We start from the raw sequence: 20,299 nt of genomic DNA, 5'->3' as shown, positions 1-20,299 counted from the left end.
AGAGTAAGCGGGGGAGCCTTAGGTAGTTGAGAAGAGCCTTAGGTAATTGAGGGAAGGTTAGGATAGTTTGTCCCAGTCTCAACCTTCAATCAATGGCCTATGGTCATCTCCAGTGCCAGTTTTGTTTGTTTATTGGAAGATCTTGCAACTCCCAAGTTTTTCAGATTATTGAGCACCTGATTCGATGGCACCTGCCAATCCGAACAGCGGTAACATGATAGAAGCTACAATACCACCGATAACAATCCCCATGATGATAATCATAGCTGGCTCCATAAGGGAGAGCAACTGCTTAATGGCAGCTTCGAGCTCTTCCTCATAGTAGGCAGAAGTCTTATGGAGCATGGACTCTAGAGATCCCGACTCCTCTCCAATCTTAACCATGGAAAGCATCATCGGAGGAAAGAGTTCTGTTTTGGAGATCATCTCAGTTAAGTTTTCTCCTTTTTGAATACCTTCACTTGCTTGATCAATTCTGGCTTCTACCACATTATTATTTGTAGTGGAAGCAGCAGCTTCCAAAGCGTCTACCAGAGGGATTCCCGCACTGGTTAGTGTAGCTAGAGTGCTTGAGAAGCGAGCAGTGATAATTTTTTGAACAGAGGTCTTGACAATCGGAAGATTTAGCTTGAGTAGGTCAAGCTGAAAACGACCTGCCTCTGTCTTACGGTAGGATAGAAAACTAACCGTACCTATTACTGCAAATAGAAGTAGTAAGTACCAATAAGACTGAACCCAGTTACTCATGGATAAAACAATTTTTGTTGGAAGCGGAAGTTCTTTTCCTCCTGACTCAAAGATTTCTTTAAAGGAGGGTACCACCACATAAAGGAGAACTAAGACTGCCCCTACGACCAAGAGACCTAGAATTGAAGGGTAGATCATAGCACCTGTAATCTGACGATTAATCTTAACTTCCTTGGTATAATGCTCTGACATTTTTTCTAGCACTTCATCTAGTTTCCCTGTCTTCTCCCCAGCTTCAATCATCCGAACTAAAAGGTTTGGAAATTGTTTTCCTTGCGCTTTCATTGTCTGAGAAAGCTGGTTACCTTCTTTAAGTTGAACACTCATTTTTTTCAGAGCAGCTTTTAAAGGCTTAGAGGTTGTTTGATGCTCCATGATATCCACAGCATTATTGAGCGGAATACCGGCTTCCAACATAACAGACATCTGCTTACAGAAAAGAGAGATATCTGTAACCTTTATTTTTTTAGGTCCACCTAGTGTAATTTCAGTAGAGCCAGTTGCTTTTTCTTCGACACTGATAGGGCGTCCCTTTAGTCGGAGCTGGGCTAGAGCTTCACCCTTAGAGTCTACATCCAGTTCTAAAACTTGAACTCGATTTTTTTCGTCAATATATTTACATATGAACACTGCCATCGTTTTCTACCCCATCATGACTGCTTTTTCGACTTGCTCACGGTCTACTGCGTAAGAAAGCAAGGTCTTACGATCGATTAGATTGCGACGATAGAGTCCAAGTAGAGAAGTATCCATTGTAATCATTCCCTGACTAGCTCCCGTTTGGATTGGCGTCAACAATTGGTGAGTTTTTCCTTCACGGATAAGGTTGCGAACCGCAGGTGTTGCTAGCATAATTTCAAATGCTGCCACACGCCCTTTCCCATTTGAAGTACGCATCAATTGCTGAGATACAACTCCCTCTACAACGGCAGAGAGCTGAACACGAATTTGTTCTTGCTGTTCGGCAGGAAAGACATCAATAATACGGTCCATTGTATTGACCGCTCCAACCGTATGGAGTGTGGAGAGGACTAAGTGACCTGTTTCCGCCGCACGGAGGGCAATCTCGATGGTTTCCTTATCCCGCATTTCCCCTACAAGGATGACATCCGGGTCCTGACGGAGAGCACCACGAAGGGCATTTCCAAAACTCTGTGTATCCGCACCAAGCTCGCGCTGGTTGACCAAGCACTGTTTATGGGCGTGCATATACTCGATGGGATCTTCGATGGTAATAATGTGTTCATCACGTAGTTCGTTCATATAGTCAATCATAGTGGCTAGGGTCGTCGACTTCCCTGAACCAGTCGGTCCTGTAACCAAGATCAACCCCCGACGCTTTTCAGCCAATTTTTTTATAACAGCTGGCAATCCGAGGGATTCCATGCTAGGAATCTGATTTGGAATGACCCGCAAGGCAATCCCTGAGTTATTTCGTTGTTTAAAGATATTGACCCGCAAACGGAAACCATTATCAACTTCGTAGGCACAATCCACTTCTCCCACTTCAAGCAGGTGTTGAATTTGCTTTTCTGTTAGTATTTCTTTGGCAAATCGAACCGTGTCCGTATTTGTCATCTTTTCATCGGTGATGGGCGTTAGCTTTCCGTGCAAACGCATCGTTGGCTCAGCCCCCACCGTAAAATGAATATCCGACGCACCATGTTCAATGGCTTGTTTGATTAATCCATCTAAATTCATCTTAGGCTTCTCCCTCTAGACTAAATGCAATCTTCATTGCTTGTTCCATTGTCGTTATCCCATTTTTAGCTGTTTCTATTGCTTCTTCTGCCAAGTCTCTCATTCCCTGTGATCGAGCTTGATTGCGTAATTCAGCGGTTGTCGCACCTTTATTGATCATGGCTTTTATTTCTTTGGTAACGGCCATGATTTCATGAATCGCAATACGACCGTAGTAGCCAGTTCCACCGCAATAGTTACAACCTTCACCCTTGTAAAGCTTATCTCCAGGGTGGATACCTAAGTGCTGATAGTGATTCCCTTCAACAGTATAGGCTGTCTTACACTTCGGACAGATGCGTTTAATCAAGCGCTGTGCGATAATCCCGACAGTAGCTGTTGAAACCAAGTAGGGTTTAATTCCCATATCCACCAGACGGTTGACGGTAGAAGCTGTGTCATTGGTATGGATTGTAGATAGAACGACGTGACCTGTAATGGCGGCACGGACAGCGATACTTGCTGTCTCCTCATCCCGAATTTCCCCCAGTAGGACAATATCTGGGTCCTGACGCAAGATACTTCTCAAACCACTGGCAAATGTCAAACCTGCTTTGACATTTACCTGTACTTGGTTAACTCCGTCCAGTCTGTATTCTACAGGGTCTTCAACAGTTATGATATTTTTTCCGACGTCGTTTAACTCGCGCAAGGCTGTATAAAGAGTGGTCGTCTTACCAGACCCCGTTGGACCTGTCAACAAAATAATTCCTTCGGGTGCTTTCAATATATCATCAAATATTTTTTCATTGGCTGGTGAAAATCCAAGCTCTTCCTTACTCAGAAGAGTGGCATTCCGATTCAAAATCCGGATAACAATCTTCTCACCAAAAACAGTCGGAAGGACAGATACACGCATATCCACTTCACGTCCATCAATCGTAGTCTCAATCCGACCATCCTGTGGAATGCGACGTTCGGCAATATCCAAACCACTCATAATCTTAATCCGTGTAGCAATAGCAGAATGCGTAGAAGCCTTTAACTGCATATTTTCAACGAGCGTTCCATCAACACGGAAACGAACGCGAACGACTTTTTCAAATGGCTCGATGTGAATATCTGATACCCGTGTTTTGATAGCTTGACTAACAATCGAGTCAATCAAGCGTACTACAGGTGAATTTTTAATTGTGATATCTTCTTCTACGACATCATCTTCAACACCAAAGCCCTCAATTTCTGTAGCTGCTTGATGGGCTGCATCCCCCTGTGAGTAATACTGGTCAATATATTTTTGAATATCGTCGCTCAAACCAATGTGTGGTTCAATCGGCATCTTCGATACAATTCGAACATCATCCAAGGCGATGTAATTTTTAGGGTCTGCCATCGCAACGATGAGTCTTGGCTCCACATCCTCTGTAAAGGCGATAGGAATCAAGCAGTGGCGACGTGCAATTTTTTCTGATACCTTAGCTACCGCTTCCTTATCAATTGAAAACTGAGAAAGGTTGACTTGAGGTGTTTTGTAATAGTAACTTAACACTTTCAACAAATCTTCTTCATTGACATATCTTTTTTTCAAAAGGTATCTTTCAAGAGAAGTATCTGTTTCTTTCATTTCATGTATGATATTTTGTCTATCAGCCTCGCTGATTAAGCGCGAACGGACCATAATTTCTAATACTTCCATACTACCTCACCGCCTTTCGTTAATTTTAATTTATGTTTTTCATACTCAGTATTTTTGCATTCGAACAATGATACAATTCTGTTAGCAAAATTTTTTCTCACACTTTATCGCTGAAATTGAGAGATGGGGGCCATGATAAACTTATCGCACGGACTGTCTATGATAATCCGTAATAAAGTCCGGTATCTCACTATATAAACGCTGCACCGACTGACTATCTGTCAGACTGCGTAACTCCGCATCTGTCACTCCAACAAATTGAATAAATCGGACTTCTTCATTTGATGTCTGAATTTTTTCTACTGTATCATCCGGAACACAGATAAAGCCTGTCAACAGAGACTGTTGGTGTACGTCAATCCCTTCTGTCTGACCGGTATAGACATACTCGTATGGACCAAAGAGTTCACCCTTTTCACGTGTCAAACTCGCTAAACTTTTCAATAAGTTTGCAGTACCTATAATCACTTCCTCTTCTTTATCATCAGGGTGTTTTTTCAGCTTATAGGTAAATTCCATCCCAAAACTAGTTGCATCTGTTCCTTGATCATACACATCTGATAAGCCATAGGTTACAAAATGCCAGTAATCTCCAGCATCATATACATTAATCCCTTCCAAGCTACTGTTTCCACCTTCCAAACGAGAAGGACTGGCACTTAACTGTCGTGGTTTATCTTGTCCTGGATAATACAATAAAAAAGCATCTGTAATAGCCTGCCAACCAGCTGGAATTTTTTGCTGTAGTGTTTCTTCTTCTGATGAAATTTCTTTTGTGGAGTCACTTACTGCATTTTGATAAGTATTTATATTTTCTTCCGTTTTTGGCTTTCTCATTAAAAAGTTTAATAATCCCATCTAGCCCCCTTTTCCATTATTTATACATTATTCATTTTAACTAGCTATTTGGTGTAAACGAATAGAAAACGCCTACAACAAACAACACTGATAGATTATAACATATTAAACCCACCATTCAACTTATATTTTTTAGGCGCTTTTTCTCAAAATACGGCACATCACCTATACCAAAAATGATAAAATGATATAAAATATTGATTGATTACCAAGTATTAACTGCAACATTGTCCCATTTTTTTAAATTTTGTTCCCAAAACCTCTCCCTATATATAAAAAATAAATTTCACCGTATTGTAAAATAAAGTGCACAAAAAAAGACATGTTTATCAGCTATACTAAAAGTCATAACATCAAGTATAGAAAAATTAGAAACATATCTACTACTAATTATACAACAAAATATTATATAGATACCACACATCTGGTCCGCGGTAGCGCCTTATTTCCTTCATAAAACAGGACGCTTCCAAGGTTGGAATCCACCATCAACTAGATGTTCATCCTTTTACCACTACTCGTGAAATCTAGTTGTATTTATGATTTTTTGCAAAAAAAAAAAAAAAAATCCACGTTCAAAACATGGATTATGAATAATTAAAATTGTGATGGAACAGCGGCTAGAAGCTCTGCAATCTTGTTTGCCTCACTACCTCCGGCCATAGCCATGTCTGGTTTACCACCACCACGACCTGATACGATTGGTGCCAAGACTTTGATCACATTACCAGCGTGAACCTCTTTGGATTTGCTTGCTACAAGGACATTCACTTTGTCACCGATAGCAGCTACCAAAACAAGCACATCTGAGTAATCTTTTTGTTTCCAGTTGTCAGCGAAGGTACGAAGGGCACCTGCATCTGAAACCGAAACTTGTGTAGCAATATATGATTTACCATTAGCTTCTTTAACATCTTTGAAGACATCACCAGCTGCTGCCGCTGCTGCTTTTTCTTTCAACTCAGCATTTTCTTTTTGGAGATCACGCAAGTTTTCTGAAAGGGCTACAACTTTGGCTGGGACTTGGTCCATTTGTGGAACTTTAAGGGTTTTAGCAATCTCTTTAAGGGTATCTTCGCGTGAACGGAGAGCTTCAAAAGCAGCTTGACCAGTCAAGGCTAGGATACGACGTGTTCCCGAACCGATACCTTCTTCTTTAACAATCTTGAAGAGACCAATCTCTGAAGTGTTACCTAAGTGAGTACCACCACAAAGTTCAACTGAGTAGTCACCAATTGAAACGACACGAACAGCTTTACCATATTTTTCACCAAAGAGAGCCATTGCGCCCATTGACTTAGCCGTTTCAACGTCTGTTTCAATTGTTGTCACAGGAAGAGCTTCCCAAATCTTTTCATTGACCTGTGTTTCAATCGCACGGAGTTCCTCAGCAGTCACCGCTTCAAAATGCGTAAAGTCGAATCGCAAGAAACCTTCTTCATTGAGTGAACCCGCTTGAGTTGCGTGTTCCCCGATGATATTGTGAAGGGCAGCGTGGAGCAAGTGAGTTGCTGTATGGTTTTTCTCAACAGCAAGACGGCGTTTGCTGTCAATCTCAAGGATGTAGCTTGTGCCAACTGAAAGGCTTGCCAAGACTTCAACTGTATGGAGCGGTTGACCGTTTGGTGCTTTTTGAACATCGATAACGCGGGCAACCGTGTCGCCCTTGTCATTTTTCACGATACCGTGGTCAGCAACTTGACCACCCATTTCAGCGTAGAATGGAGTTTGGTCAAAGACAAGGAGGGCTTGACCTTCTGAAATAGCCTCAGTGCGCTCATTGTCCGCAACGATAACTGACAAGTTAGCTTCCAAGGTTGATACTTCGTAGCTGAAGCTCGATTCTTCTGTAATACCTGCAAGGGTTTCGTTTTGCATGCCCATTGAACCACCTTTAACAACAGCCGCACGCGCACGGTCTTGTTGTTCTTTCATGGCTGCTTTGAAGCCTTCGTGGTCAATCTTGTAACCAGCATCTTCTGCTAACTCCTCTGTCAATTCAACTGGGAATCCGTAAGTATCGTACAATTTGAAGATGTCTTTACCTTCAAGCGTGTCTTGTCCAGCTTCTTTCAACTGCGCAAGCAAATGATCCAAGTGACCTGAACCAGCATCAATAGTACGAGCAAAAGTTTCTTCTTCACGTTTAACGATTTTTTCAATGAACTCACGCTTTTCAAGCACTTCTGGGTAGTAGCTTTCCATGATTTGACCAACAGTTACAACCAATTTGTACAAGAAAGTTTCGTTAATACCAAGACGACGTCCATGCATAACAGCGCGACGAAGTAGACGACGAAGGACATAACCACGACCTTCATTTCCTGGAAGAGCACCATCACCGATGGCAAATGACAGGGCACGGATGTGGTCAGCGATGACCTTGAAGCTCATGTTGTCGCCATCTGGATCGTAAGTTTTACTTGACAATTTTTCCACTTCGCGGATGATTGGCATGAAGAGATCTGTTTCAAAGTTTGTTTTAGCCCCTTGGAAGATGGCTGCCAAACGCTCCAAACCTGCACCCGTATCAATGTTTTTGTTAGGCAATTCTTTGTATTCTGAACGAGGAACGGCTGGATCCGCATTGAATTGTGACAATACGATGTTCCAGATTTCGATGTAACGGTCATTTTCAATATCTTCTGCAAGAAGACGGATACCAATGTTTTCTGGGTCAAAGGCTTCGCCACGGTCGAAGAAAATTTCTGTATCAGGACCTGAAGGACCCGCACCGATTTCCCAGAAGTTGTCTTCGATTGGGATCAAGTGGCTTGGATCAACACCGCACGCAATCCAACGCTTGTATGAGTCTGTATCAGCTGGGTAGTAAGTCATGTAGAGTTTGTCTTTATCAAAAGCAAACCATTCTGGACTTGTCAAAAGCTCAAAGCCCCACTCGATAGCTTCATCACGGAAGTAATCACCAATTGAGAAGTTACCCAGCATTTCAAACATGGTGTGGTGACGAGCTGTTTTACCAACGTTTTCAATATCGTTGGTACGGATTGATTTTTGTGCATTGGTGATACGTGGATTTTCTGGAATAACAGATCCGTCAAAATATTTTTTAAGGGTTGCTACACCTGAGTTAATCCAAAGAAGGGTTGGGTCATTTACGGGAACCAAGTTTGCTGATGGTTCAACGGAGTGATCTTTTGATTTCCAGAAATCAAGCCACATTTGGCGAATTTGTGCTGATGATAATTGTTTCATGATGTCTCCTTGTCATGAGAAAATGACAAATCCAATCAAACGAAGGGCGAAAAACCGCGGTACCACCTTCATTCGATGAACTTGTCATCCTCTTAGTTTATTATTTTTTCTTACATAAGTAGCAAGTAGAAAGTCTTTCATGGCTCGCAGCGACCGCCAATTTTCTGCAGAAAGAGTTTTTCTACCATTCTTACGCTTATTTGTCTGATGATGAAGTTGAGCTTTCTTTTGTAGCTGAGTCAGAAGTTTCAGCTGCTGATGAAGAGCTCTTGCTATCCTTGTCAGTCGTGATGTAATTTGATAATACATTTGAGAATGCAGAATCTTTCACCTTCACGTTAGCTTCTTTCAAAGCTTTAGAAATAACATTTGTTTTAAATGTATAGTCGCTTTGTTTTTGCGCCAAGATAGCTTTCTTCAAGACTTTTTTGTAGTCTTTCCAGTTGTCAGATTTAGCTGTCTTCTTCGTCAATTTTACAACATAGTAAGATGACTGATACGTTGTAGCATCTGTTACTTTCACAACAGAAGCACCAACTTGGCCTTCTTCCAAGGCAAAGATAGCTGTTTGTACTTCTGTTGCTACACTTGTTGACGTTGAATCAAATTTTACTTCACCACCTTTTTCTTTGGTAGCTGTATCTTCTGAGTTGTCTTTTGCAAGAGTCGCAAAATCTTCACCAGCTTGTGCCTTAGCTAAGATTTCTTTCGCTTTTGCTTCATCTGAGAATTTGATGATTTGCGCAGAAACTTCTGGTGTGTAGGCATCATAAGCCGCTTTGTAGTTGGTATCTGTTAATTCTTTCTTGGCTGCTTCCTTTACAGCGTAATCCACCAACATGTTGGCACGGATTTGTTTTTTGTAAGTATCAGTTGTCAGTCCTGCTGATGTCAAAGCTGCTGAGAATGACTCGCCGTATTGTTTTGCTATTTTGTTGTAGTACTCGTCTACTTCTTTATCGGTCACTTTTTTACCGTATTGTTGTTCAAAAACGTCAGAAATGACCAATTCAAGCAATACTTTTTGAGCACTTGAGTTTGTTTTAACACGATCATAAAACTCAGAAGTTGTGATAGAACCACCCTTCATTGTGATAATGTCTTTGCTGTTTGAGCTACAAGCTGCAAGTGTCACAGCTGCCAAAAGTGTTACAGCTCCAGCCAGAATTTTTTTAGTTTTCATTCTGAAAATTCTCCTTTTTTCGTTAACCCCACCATTATACCATAAAAGCTTAAAATTTGCTTAATTTTCCTCATTCGAAAGCGAAATAGTTTGACAATTTTTTCTCACTATCAAAAGGCCATCGCTAAGTGGTAAAAGGCTAGCTGTCAATCCTGGATTGTCCAAGGTCGCATCAAACAGACGCTGCAAGCCTCGGTAAATAGTCCGCTGTCCACGACGCACTTCCATGATATCACGCGCCACGTCTCCCCCTTGGAAAATATCATCAAAAATGATGACCCCTCCAACCTTTAGTTTTTTCAAAACTTCTGGTAAAAAGACAATGTATTTGGACTTGGCAGAATCCATAAAAACAAAGTCATATTCATCATCAGGTAAGGTCGGCAAGAGGTCCAAGGCATCTCCCTCTAGGAGTTCAATTTGCTTGCAACTATCATACTTGGCAAAATTTTGCTTGGCAAAACCAATCATCTCTTCATTACGATCAATCGTCGTAATCTTTGCCTCAGGCACACTGTCTGCCATTAATAGAGCTGAAAAACCAATCGCTGTCCCAATTTCCAAGATATTCTGAGGCTGCATCGTTTGCAAAAACAAACGGAAATAGGTCACCACTTCATGCTGGATAATGGGGATATTTTCTTGACGAGCAAAGTCTTCTAATTCTTTCAAAAAACCTGTATTTTGGGCTTGACGAGTCCGCATAAACTCAACAATTTCTTCTTTAACAACCGGACGACGCATATTGTGATTTGCATTTTTACTATATGATTCAACCATGTTTTCTAGTATAGCGTATTTATATAGTTTTTTCAAAGTTTTTATTTTGTAATCTAGCGACTAAAAATTTCATTTATGATATGATGTAAAGAAAGACTAGGAGGTTCTATGAAAGCTACAAAACGACGCCAACTGATTATTGAATATTTTTCCACCAGATAATTCATAGCCTCAGGGTGCGGTTTTCTAGCAAATCCTGACTGACTATGCAAACATTCTGTGAAATAATCGGCAATCTCCAGCAAGTCCAAAACAGTCTCTGTATTGTCTCCTTTGTGGGTATAAATGAAGTTGCGGATGCCATTTTCCCGAGTCCAATTCAGTACTTCACGCGCTTCTGGGAAAAGCGCCAGCTCCTGGTCGCGCTGCTTCAAATCTTCAGAGTAAAAAGATTTTAGACTCTGCAAGTCGTTCAGCTTGTGGCGCTCTGCCCTTTCCTCCAAAAGCTGACCAACAGAATGAGCCAGAATGTAGTCTTGGACCTTGTCGTAGTCAAATTGCCAGCCGTAAGCCTGATACGTCACCTCGAGGACGCGCATAATAGCGGGATAGGAGTCAATCAAAGTCCCGTCCAAATCCTAGATAAAGGTCGGTTTAGACTGGAGAGTCAGCCAATACTTGGCAACTTGCAACTTCTTGCCAAAGTATTCAAACTGTGACAAACTTTCCAGCTGACCACCTGCTTTTTCAATCAAACAACGGCTAGGAAAATTGTCCTGACTGGTTGCGATAGAAACTTTTTCATAGCCTTTTTGCGCGTATAAATCTTTGGCAAATGCCAGCATTTCCATGGCAAAACCTTGGCGACGAAATTTGGGAAGAACCATGTAGCCAATCTGACCGAGTTTGACAACAGCTTCATTCTCCGCTTCCCAAAAACAACGTAGTAATCCTGCAATCTCTCCATCTACGAAAGCATAGTAGGTCGAATAGGTGGACCAAGTCTGCCCTTCTTGTTTCTCCTCCGAGTGCTGACCTTCTCGAATAGCCTTGGGCAAATCATCAATGTAGGTCAGTTCCACAAAAGGATTGTGCTCCTTGTCTGCTAACATATCTGCTTCAAAAGCACGATAGACTTCTTGGTCGGCTAATTCCAGTTTTCTAATATCCATGCTTCTTCTCCTCCCTGATGTCCACCCAATACCGTGCCAAGCGTTTGCCATTTTCTACATCAATGATGTCCTGCAAGACACCACCAACACTTTCAATCGTTTTACGGCTGGGAAGATTTTTTTCCAGGGCAGTAATGAAGATCTGCTCGATTCCTCGTTTTAAGTATTCTTGAAAAGCAAAAGTTAGCATGTCTTTCATAACGCCCTGTCTACGAAAACGAGGTGCGGTGACATAGCCGATGTGCCCACCAATTCCCGCTAAATTTCCCTTTTCTAACTCCCAGCGACATGAAATCTTCCCAGCAATTTGTCCATCCAGAAAGGCAAAATAAGTAGTCACAGTGGACCAGTTTGGGTCAGCTACCTCATGTTCTTGGTGGAGAATTTTTGTCAAATAGGCTTCAAAATCTGTGATTGGTTCTGCTTCTATGAAAACATTTCCCACTGCCTCTTCTGCTACCAAGTCTTGATTGAAGCTCAAAAATGCTTTTTTGTCTGCTGCTGTCAATCGTCTAATTTCCATAAAACCTCCGAATGCCAAAAAATCCCCGAAGGGATTTTTCTTTGATTACAAATGTGCACCTTTGGCAACTAATTCTTCCAGTTCAGTCAAGCGTTTTTCAAAGACTGCAAAGGCATCGTTGAGATAGTCTTCTTTGGTCATATCCACACCTGCTTTTTTGATGACTTCAAGCGGATAATCTGAGTTGCCAGACTTAAGGTAGTTGAGGTAGTTTTCCTTGTCCTCTGGTGTACCGTAGGTGATTTTTTCAGCTAAGGCTGAAGCTGCTGCAAAACCAGTTGAATACTGGTAAACGTAGAAATTGTAGTAGAAATGCGGAATCCGTGCCCATTCAAACTGAATTTCGTAGTTGTCTTCTGCTGACAAGCCATAGTACTTGGCATTGATGTCCGCGTACAATTGGTTGAGGAATTCAGCTGTCAAGACTTGTCCTTCTTGGTCTGCCTTGTAAATAGCATGCTCAAATTCTGCAAATTGTGTCTGACGGAAGACCGTACCGCGGAAGCCATCCAAGTAATGGTTAAGAATAGCGAAACGTGTTTTCTCATCTGTTACTTCTGACAAGAGTTTCTCTGTCAAGAGATTTTCATTGGTTGTCGAAGCAATTTCCGCCAAGAAGATTGAGTAATGTCCATACACATATGGCTGATTTTGGCGAGTAAACATGGAGTGAAGCGAATGCCCTGTCTCATGAATTAAAGTGTAGAGATTATCCAAGGTATCCTGCCAGTTGAGAAGCATGAAGGCGTTGGTATCGTAAGCACCACCAGAGTAGGCACCTGAACGTTTCCCTTCATTTTCATGAACGTCAATCCAGCGCTCGCTGAAAGCTTTTTCCACGATAGCAGAGTATTCTGGACCGAAGATTTTAAGCGTATCCGCTGCTTTTGCAAGCGCTTCTTCGTAGGTAAACTTGTAGTCTGTCTCAGACAATGGTGTGTACATATCGTACATCTTCAAATCATCCAAACCTAGCAACTGCTTACGGAGATTGATATAACGGTGCAATAGTGGCAAGTGCTTGTTCACAGCCGCTACCAAGGTATCATAAACAGATTCTGGGATGAAATTATTTGAAAGCGCAGCTTCGCGAGCAGAACAATACTTGCGCAAACGAGCTTTCAAGTTGTTGACTTTCACATTAGACTGCAAGGTTTTCGCATAAGTATGCTGGAATTGTTCATAGGTACCGTAGAGAGCTTCATAAGCTTCTTGGCGGACATCACGGTTTTTAGATTCCATGTAAGAAATGTAGCTACCGTGTGACAAAGGCACCAAGTGACCGTCTTCGTCAGCGATTTCTGGGAATTGAATGCTAGCATTGTCCAAGATAGAGAAGGTTTCAGACGGTGCTTCAAAGATTTCGCTCGTCGCTGCCAAAACTTCTTCCGCTTCTTGTGATAAGACATGCGCTTTTTGTGCTAAAAGTGTTTCAAATTGGTGCTTGTACTGCACAAGAGCTGGCTCTTCTGCTAAGAAAGCTGCGAATTGCTCATCTGAAATCTGCAAAAATTCTGGTTCGTAGAAAGAGAAAATTTGTCCGTAAGTTGAGTAAAGAGCCATAGCCTTAGCTTGAAATTCTTGGTACTTGCCTTCACGTGTATCTTGGTCATTCTTCATAGATGCATAGACGTAAAGGTTTTCAATACGGCGCATGAGTCCTAGCTGGAACTCACTAATTTCTAAGAGAGAAGCTGCTGAATCTAAAAGGTGACCCGCAAAGTCGCGTCCTTTTTCCATTTCCTCTTGGATAGAAGCTAACTCAGCCTCCCAAGCTTCGTCTGTCGCAAAAATAGTGGACAAGTCCCATTTATACTTGTCGTCGATTTCATTACGTTGTTTCGTCATCATCATTTCCTTTCTTGACATCAATATCTTCATTATACCACATTTTAGCGCTTACAGGCCATTTTATAGTAGATTGGCGGGTAGAGTTTCTGAACTTTTTTATTTTTTTCCTTTTGGTAAAATGCCTGAAACTGCTCATAAACTTCTGACAACTCCTGTCTTATCTGTGCAAAACCGTCTTGGCTAACAGGCAATTGAATCTGAGGATAGAAGTCATTTTCGTCATACAACAACAAATTCTCTCCTTTTTCATAAGCCTGCGCCTGCTTTTTCATCCATTTGGGTGACTGGTAATGAAGTTGCTGAGCCACATAATGACAGATATTCTGATTTATTTTCCCTTCAAAACAGGATAATTTTTGGCTCGCATAGGGGAGGCGAAGAATATCCAGCAAATCCCCCTGTCCAAACGGAAAACTCCTAGTCAAATATTGCACCCGGCCATGTAAATCTTGGTGAATCAAGTAACGCAGGCGCAACAATTTCTTCTCCACTTCCAATTCCCAAAGATGAAAGCCCATATTCTGACTGAAATACAGAAATTGTTTCTGCAGAGGAGTCAATTTTTCTTTCAACCAGAGGTCTTTTCCCAGTAGCCAAAGCACCTGATAGCCCGCCTTGTGATAAGACTGAGTCCGCTCTTGTAAGCGGTCTATGGGCAAAGTTGAGCACTGGACTTCCAGCGCCAGCTTGTCTTCCACCAAGAGGTCTGCAATCTGCTGAATGCTAGGAAGAGCCACTTCTACTCCCACTTGAACTGACTTGCTAGCCCACTCATAAAGACTTGCCTTTAATTCTAAATGCTGGGTAGACTCATTTTCCGAAAAATAACGACAATCCGCTAAGTTAATATGGGCAAAATGAGGTCGCATGATGGTCCCGTTTTTAAGACGAACCGGTGCCCCACAACATGGGCACTTATACTTCCTTCTTTCTACTGGCACAATCTGAGCCAAATTGACCAGACTCCCCCTGTCATCATAAGCAACTAGCATAAAACCTCCTTCACTAGATTATTCGTAAAAAGTAAGATACATCTTGCTCTTAGAACACTTTTCTACTCCTTAATCAGATAGAGCTACAAAGTTAAATAGGCTAATGAGACTCCTATCCTCCTCTTCTTCTCAGATATTTTGTTCAGCTATTTCTTGATGATGTAAATGGCAGACGAAAAAGAGAGCAGTCGGCTATGAAACCAACCACTCTCTTCTTTCATACATAGCAAGAGATACGCGGGAATAAAAGCTATCCGATAAATGGTTAAATTTCAGGCAAACAGATTCGTTTTACCAATATTTTTTTACGTATCTTGCACCAGAATCCCAAAGGTAGAAATTGTAAGTGTGGAAAGAACGATGTTCAGAGAACAACACTGGAACACATGTACACATTTTCTTCGGAGACCGAGATCGCTTCGACAATTTAGCTCTTCTCTTGTCTACTTTCTTGTGGCCTCGACCAGTCACGAAAACCTTTACTTTCTTATTTTTCATTTTTTTCCTTGCCAACCTTGCAGGCGTCAACTCGATCAAAGGTTGACTCGGTTGCGTTGGAACAATTGGAGTCGCTGGAGTTAATGGTGTCAGTGGCTGACTCAATTGTTCTGCTATAACTGGATTCGCAGGAACCAATGTGGTCAATGGGGGACTTGACTGCTCTGGAGTAGGCAACGTCCGAAGAGCTTCCAAACGTTCTTTGAAGAGCCTGAGAGCATTTTCTAAATAACCACGAGTGTCTGTAGTTAGATGTGATAACTGTAAAGTTTCCTCCGTCTCAGAAATTTCCTTCTCCAATCCTTTGATTGCCAGTTCCAATGTTTCGCCTGGTCGTAAATCCAGTTTTTTCAGATAAGCCAACCGTTCTTTGTATAGGTTCAAGAATTTTTCTAGTTCTATACGACGTTCGTCCTTGATTTCTTTAGATTGTAAGGTTTCCTCCATAGTAGCGATTTGATTTTCCAAATCTTTGATAGCTACATCCAGTCTTTCTCCTTTACGCAATCCAAAATGTGGCTGACTAGTATTGCTTGCAACTCCTTCAACAGGTTGATCTGCAGGTGTAGTTGGTGTTACTGATTCTTCTGGAGTTGATCCTAATGCTTCGAGATAAGCTAAACGACCTTCAAGTTTCTTCAACAGTTTTTCCACATCAGCACGACGTGGGACATTCTCATCAAGTACCTTGAGAGTATCTTTGGACTCCTCTATTTGCACTTTCAAGTCGCTGATTTCTTTTTCACGATCTTCACCTGGACGTAAACTATAATCCGATTCCTCTTCTGACGGCACTTCTGGAGCTATTGGAGTGAGCGACTCATCTTTAGCTACACGTAGGACGGCAACAGTTAGAGGAGCAAGGATAATCTGTTTTTTCTCCACATCAATCCGAACCCCTTTTGGTAAAGCAATCTTCTCTATACCTGCAGTTTCTTGGTCCACAAGAACGGTCGCTTTCAAGTAATCAATAAATTCATCTGTCACAAAATAGGTACGTTCAATATCCTGAGCATTGATAAAGACACCGTATTTATCGCCATTTGAAGCAATGGCTTGGTAGGCAATAAAGTAATCATCGTAGCCAATTGAACCTTCCATTGGTTTCATAATGAGGCTAACATTGGCATCCACTTCTGCACGAGTTGCACGTGTAAAGGCATCTGTTGAACGACGAAGCGCAATCAAACCTGCAGTATAGGCTTGGGTCGCTGTATGAAGTGGATATTTTTCTTTATCTGTCGCCTTTTGCCAATCAAATTTATTCACCGCATCTGAGGAATCGTAGGAATCATGAATAAAGTATGGGTATTTTTCCACCTCTGAAATATGAGTTGATTTTTCAGGAGCTGTTTCTACCTTACCTACATAGTCATCACTGAGTAATTGCTTGGTTCTACCATACTCTTGACCTGAGTGAAAAAAGGCTGTCCCCTGTGATGTTAAAATCAAGGCATTTCCCATACGAATTCGCTTATGAATTTCATCTTCGTGCTTGGCAGGATCTTTTTTCAGAGACTGTGCAATGACATCGTGCAGGGTTAAATTATCATGCGCTTCGATATACTGAATCACATCACCTGGATCATCAGCATTGAAATTCGTTGGCTGAGCTTTAATATTTTTAAAGAGTTTGTCAATATTTTGACGACCATTTGTCAAGAAAGCAGGTTGACCTTCATTTGGATAGCCAGATTTCAATGTATTGCGAATATCGTCAGAAAAGACACCAACAGAATCTGTCTTATCCATCCAAGATTGGTCGGCTGCTTGCTTAGGTTGGTATTCATCACCTTTGAAACTGGACCAGCCTTCTCCTAACATAAGAATGTTTGGATTGAGTTCTTTAGCTGCATCAAACGCTTTTTGAATAGCCTCAGCATCATGGTCCCCCATCATATCAAAACGGAAGCCATCCACTTTAAATTCGTCAACCATGTACTTGATCGAATCGACCAAAACACGGCGACTCATGTAGTGAGTGGTTCCCAAACGGCCACCACCAAAGCTTTCTCGTGATGTGCCATTAGCATCCATAAAGTGATAGTAATTTGGTTCTAAATCTTCAAAAATCGAAGTTTTAGCAGTATGATTATAAACCACATCAAGGATGACTCCCATTCCGCGATCATGGATTTCTTTGACTAGATTCTTAAATTCTCTAATACGTGCCCCAGCATCTTCTGGTTGTTCAGAATACATACCTGACAGAGCAAAATAACTATGTGGGTCATAGCCCCAGTTATAGTTTTGATTTCCAGAAGTATAATTTTCTGAACGTGTTTTATCCAATTCGTTGACATAGTAATAACTCATGACTGGCAATAACTGAATATGGGTAACACCTAATTTTTGCAGGTAATCCAATTTTTCAACAAATGAAGCAAATGTTCCAAACTTATGCTGTAAGTCTTTTTCAATACTAGCATCAGAAGTAAAGTCACGGACATGTGCTTCATAGATAATAGCCTTTTCACGATGTGTATAATTTGGAATTTTAGCGTAAGACAGGTCTGTTGGACCCAAATTTCTTGGATCGACAAAGGCTGCTTTGGCAACACCTTTAGCGCCAATCTCTCCTTTAGCTGTATCGCTATTCCAAGGTGCTAAAGACTTCGCATATGGATCTAAAACATATACCGTTTTATCCCCACGTATGATGCGGTATTGGTAATAGTAGCCAGTAAAATCAGACAGTTTTCCATTGGTTTGATTGAGTTGAACTGACCAGACGCCCTTTTCACCCTTGACCATCTCAACTGTAGCAATTTCTTTCTCTTGCTCTATTTTATCGTAGACAACAACTTCAACCTTGTCTGCACTTGGTGACCACACATTGAGTGTTGCCTGACGACCATTTTGTGTCAATTCTGCCCCTAATTTACCATCATAGGCATAAAGTTCATCTTTTAATTCCCATGAAACTTTTGCAACAAACTCATTGGATTCATATTTCACCTTGTAAAGAGCATTTGCGGCTGAGAATTCTCCCTTGATATGCAACATTTTATTAGCTGCATCTACGACCAACTCTGTAAAGTAAACATCCTTGTTATCTTTGTCTGTTACTTTCAGAACTTTTGCTAAATCCTCTCTAGTAACACCATCAAGATTTGAGAAGAAAGCTGTCAGCTCTGTCTGTGAATTCTGCTTTGCACCAACAAGTTTCACTTGGTCAATGTAGTAAGGATTTGTATAAATCTTAGGATCGCTGTCTTTTACAAAGATTTGCGTATGGTGAGCTACATCTCCAAATTCATAATTCTTCTCTTGGATTTTTGCATTGTCAGGTTTTGACTCATTCACAATCAAGAATCCAAGCATCTTAGCGGCTTCTTTCAGCGGTACATCCACATAGTAGCCGTATTTCCCTTCCTTTTCAAAATCAGCACCATTTGGCCATTTTCCGATAGAGTCAGATGGCGTTTTTACATCTCCCCAAATCCAAGCTCCTAGATGCTCATATTTTTTATCTTCACGTAAATAATTAATGCGAATGCTGCCTTTTTCTAGTGGTTCGTAGGCATAGACATTATGTTCAGCATCAACCCATGCTTCATTCATCTTTGTACTAAGAATTTCAAGTGTACGGTCTGGACTCAAATCTTTGCTGTCCAACAGGCCATTTAGTTTGAAAGAGAGCTTAGTCAATACTTCTTTGTCTGCCATTTTAACATCTAGGTAATAACCATAGTTATCCTCTGTGGCAGTCGTGAAACTTGTTGCTCCCTGTGGCCAGCCTCCCTTCTTCTCTGAAGGAGTCTCCACATCATCCCAAAGCCATAGACCGATATTTTCTTTGCTATAGCCGTTTGGTAATTGTTTAAAGTGCAATCGGAAATAACCTGCTGCAATCTTAGCTTCTGCTATCGGTGTCTCAGTTTCGGATGATGTTGGTTGGTCAACTTCTGAAGGAGCTGGTACAGTTGCTTCAGAAGTTGCAGTTGTTGCCTCGCTAGGTTGTTCTTCCGAATTTGGTGTTTGTCTAACTAGGGTTTGAAGAGCAGCCAGACGTTCTTTAAAGAGAGGCAATATTTTTTCTAAGTAGGCACGAGTATCTTCATTCAGCGTCGTGAGTTGCAAGGTTTGCTCAGTATCAGCGATTTGTTTCTGTAAATCTTTAATAGCTGGTTCCAGTTCTTCACCTGAACGTAAATTTAGTTTTTGAAGATAAGCCAGACGTTCTTGAAGTAAGTTCAAAAAGTTTTTTAAGTCAATACGTCGTTGCTCTTCAATGATAGGAGATTTCAGGGTTTCTTCCGTATCAGAAATTTGTTTGGTTACATCTTTTATCGCCTGATCCAATTTTTCACCTGGACGTAGGGCAAACTTTGGCTGGTCTGTACTTGGAATGCTTGTGGTGGTTGATTGATCTGCTACTACATTTGGCGTAGTCGGTGCAGAAGGCTCTACGGCTACACTTGGGGCTACTGGTCCTTCTGACTCCTCAACAGAATTTTCTAGAAAGGCCAATCGCTCATTGAGTAACTTCAAAAAATTTTCCAAATCCGCACGACGTGGAGCATCGCTGGAAAAAGACTCAATGCTCTTTTTCTTATCCTCAATCTGCACTTTCAATTCACGAATAGCAGTCTCACGATCCTCACCCTCACGTAAACTGAAATCTGGTTTACTCTTTTCACCACTATAATCCGCTATAGGCTGCTCATTTACTGGTAGAGGTTGTTCCACACCGCTTGTTGTGGTTTCTGAATCTACCTCTGTAGAACCGACTATTGTGGGCTCCGCTACTAGTTCTCTTGTAGAATCTACGCTATCGTTTGCATCAGTTTCAGTCGACAAAAGCACAGCACTTGCTTCTGAAACAGTCGCTCTATTTTCCTCAGCATATGCCGTATTGGCTGAAATAGCAAAAAAAACTCCAACAAGGACGGAAGCCACTCCTACCGTCAGCTTTTTGATGCTATATTTTAACTGTCTATGCCCAAATAGCGATTGCTTTGTGGTGAATTTTTTCTTTTCCATAAGCCCTCCGATATAGATTTAATGTCAAAGTTATTCTAGCATTTAGTGCAAACGTTTTCAATATGAAAGTGATTTCGATTTTTCCTAAAAATACCTATTAAATATTCATATTTTTATTCTACACATACTGAAAATACGCACACTTCTTTCAACGATAATTTTCCATACCTTGGTAAA

At 41.3% G+C, this 20,299-nt stretch carries 13 protein-coding genes; all 13 read right to left on the bottom strand.

The genetic code is table 11. From position 1 onward, the window contains the following. Positions 1 to 165 precede the first annotated feature (165 nt). The gene (locus ACHUFA_RS03650; RefSeq protein WP_394404943.1) at positions 166 to 1,383 is read right to left on the bottom strand and encodes a type II secretion system F family protein; all 1,218 of its coding nucleotides are present in this window, start codon (positions 1,381 to 1,383) and stop codon (positions 166 to 168) included. A 6-nt stretch (positions 1,384 to 1,389) separates the two neighbouring features. Next, on the bottom strand, positions 1,390 to 2,448 hold the full coding sequence (locus ACHUFA_RS03645; protein WP_394404942.1) for a type IV pilus twitching motility protein PilT: 1,059 nt from the start codon (positions 2,446 to 2,448) through the stop codon (positions 1,390 to 1,392). A gap of 1 nt (position 2,449) precedes the next feature. After that, positions 2,450 to 4,123: a GspE/PulE family protein gene (locus ACHUFA_RS03640; RefSeq protein ID WP_222347391.1), complete on the bottom strand. Its 1,674-nt coding sequence runs from the start codon at positions 4,121 to 4,123 to the stop codon at positions 2,450 to 2,452. 141 nt (positions 4,124 to 4,264) lie between these two features. After that, positions 4,265 to 4,981 (bottom strand): suppressor of fused domain protein, encoded by a 717-nt coding sequence (locus tag ACHUFA_RS03635; RefSeq protein WP_394404941.1) that lies wholly within the window; start codon positions 4,979 to 4,981, stop codon positions 4,265 to 4,267. Positions 4,982 to 5,578: 597 nt separating this feature from the next. After that, complete coding sequence (gene alaS, locus ACHUFA_RS03630) at positions 5,579 to 8,197, bottom strand: alanine--tRNA ligase (RefSeq protein ID WP_394404940.1); 2,619 nt, start codon at positions 8,195 to 8,197, stop codon at positions 5,579 to 5,581. A 196-nt stretch (positions 8,198 to 8,393) separates the two neighbouring features. Next, complete coding sequence (locus tag ACHUFA_RS03625) at positions 8,394 to 9,380, bottom strand: peptidylprolyl isomerase (RefSeq protein ID WP_394404939.1); 987 nt, start codon at positions 9,378 to 9,380, stop codon at positions 8,394 to 8,396. A 60-nt stretch (positions 9,381 to 9,440) separates the two neighbouring features. Next, on the bottom strand, positions 9,441 to 10,160 hold the full coding sequence (locus tag ACHUFA_RS03620; RefSeq protein WP_394404938.1) for an O-methyltransferase: 720 nt from the start codon (positions 10,158 to 10,160) through the stop codon (positions 9,441 to 9,443). Positions 10,161 to 10,213: 53 nt separating this feature from the next. After that, positions 10,214 to 10,735, bottom strand: a complete 522-nt coding sequence (locus ACHUFA_RS03615) for an HAD hydrolase-like protein (protein ID WP_394404937.1) — start codon at positions 10,733 to 10,735, stop codon at positions 10,214 to 10,216. Between the two features lie 3 nt (positions 10,736 to 10,738). Beyond that, positions 10,739 to 11,272, bottom strand: a complete 534-nt coding sequence (locus tag ACHUFA_RS03610; protein WP_394404936.1) for a GNAT family N-acetyltransferase — start codon at positions 11,270 to 11,272, stop codon at positions 10,739 to 10,741. Then, the gene (locus tag ACHUFA_RS03605; RefSeq protein WP_394404935.1) at positions 11,262 to 11,795 is read right to left on the bottom strand and encodes a GNAT family N-acetyltransferase; all 534 of its coding nucleotides are present in this window, start codon (positions 11,793 to 11,795) and stop codon (positions 11,262 to 11,264) included. Before ACHUFA_RS03605 ends, ACHUFA_RS03610 begins: the two co-directional genes overlap by 11 nt. 45 nt (positions 11,796 to 11,840) lie before the next feature. After that, complete coding sequence (gene pepF, locus ACHUFA_RS03600) at positions 11,841 to 13,643, bottom strand: oligoendopeptidase F (protein WP_394404970.1); 1,803 nt, start codon at positions 13,641 to 13,643, stop codon at positions 11,841 to 11,843. 44 nt (positions 13,644 to 13,687) lie between these two features. After that, positions 13,688 to 14,638 carry a competence protein CoiA gene (locus tag ACHUFA_RS03595; protein ID WP_394404934.1) on the bottom strand — a complete coding sequence of 317 codons (951 nt, stop codon included), beginning with the start codon at positions 14,636 to 14,638 and terminating at the stop codon, positions 13,688 to 13,690. A gap of 291 nt (positions 14,639 to 14,929) precedes the next feature. After that, positions 14,930 to 20,122 (bottom strand): pullulanase, encoded by a 5,193-nt coding sequence (locus ACHUFA_RS03590; RefSeq protein WP_394404933.1) that lies wholly within the window; start codon positions 20,120 to 20,122, stop codon positions 14,930 to 14,932. Positions 20,123 to 20,299: the final 177 nt, after the last annotated feature.

This window comes from Streptococcus hepaticus (assembly GCF_043656315.1).
Taxonomy (GTDB): Bacteria; Bacillota; Bacilli; order Lactobacillales; family Streptococcaceae; genus Streptococcus; species Streptococcus hepaticus.
Note: the sequence above shows the minus strand (reverse complement) of the source record. Positions and strands in the feature narration are given on the sequence as shown.

What these genes read in the sequence shown, in the direction of transcription:
- ACHUFA_RS03650 (WP_394404943.1), bottom strand. Translation starts at nt 1,383, where the DNA reads ATGGCAGTGTTCATATGTAAATATATTGACGAAAAAAATCGAGTTCAA.
- ACHUFA_RS03645 (WP_394404942.1), bottom strand. Translation starts at nt 2,448, where the DNA reads ATGAATTTAGATGGATTAATCAAACAAGCCATTGAACATGGTGCGTCG.
- ACHUFA_RS03640 (WP_222347391.1), bottom strand. Translation starts at nt 4,123, where the DNA reads ATGGAAGTATTAGAAATTATGGTCCGTTCGCGCTTAATCAGCGAGGCT.
- ACHUFA_RS03635 (WP_394404941.1), bottom strand. Translation starts at nt 4,981, where the DNA reads ATGGGATTATTAAACTTTTTAATGAGAAAGCCAAAAACGGAAGAAAAT.
- alaS (WP_394404940.1), bottom strand. Translation starts at nt 8,197, where the DNA reads ATGAAACAATTATCATCAGCACAAATTCGCCAAATGTGGCTTGATTTC.
- ACHUFA_RS03625 (WP_394404939.1), bottom strand. Translation starts at nt 9,380, where the DNA reads ATGAAAACTAAAAAAATTCTGGCTGGAGCTGTAACACTTTTGGCAGCT.
- ACHUFA_RS03620 (WP_394404938.1), bottom strand. Translation starts at nt 10,160, where the DNA reads ATGGTTGAATCATATAGTAAAAATGCAAATCACAATATGCGTCGTCCG.
- ACHUFA_RS03610 (WP_394404936.1), bottom strand. Translation starts at nt 11,272, where the DNA reads ATGGATATTAGAAAACTGGAATTAGCCGACCAAGAAGTCTATCGTGCT.
- ACHUFA_RS03605 (WP_394404935.1), bottom strand. Translation starts at nt 11,795, where the DNA reads ATGGAAATTAGACGATTGACAGCAGCAGACAAAAAAGCATTTTTGAGC.
- pepF (WP_394404970.1), bottom strand. Translation starts at nt 13,643, where the DNA reads ATGACGAAACAACGTAATGAAATCGACGACAAGTATAAATGGGACTTG.
- ACHUFA_RS03595 (WP_394404934.1), bottom strand. Translation starts at nt 14,638, where the DNA reads ATGCTAGTTGCTTATGATGACAGGGGGAGTCTGGTCAATTTGGCTCAG.
- ACHUFA_RS03590 (WP_394404933.1), bottom strand. Translation starts at nt 20,122, where the DNA reads ATGGAAAAGAAAAAATTCACCACAAAGCAATCGCTATTTGGGCATAGA.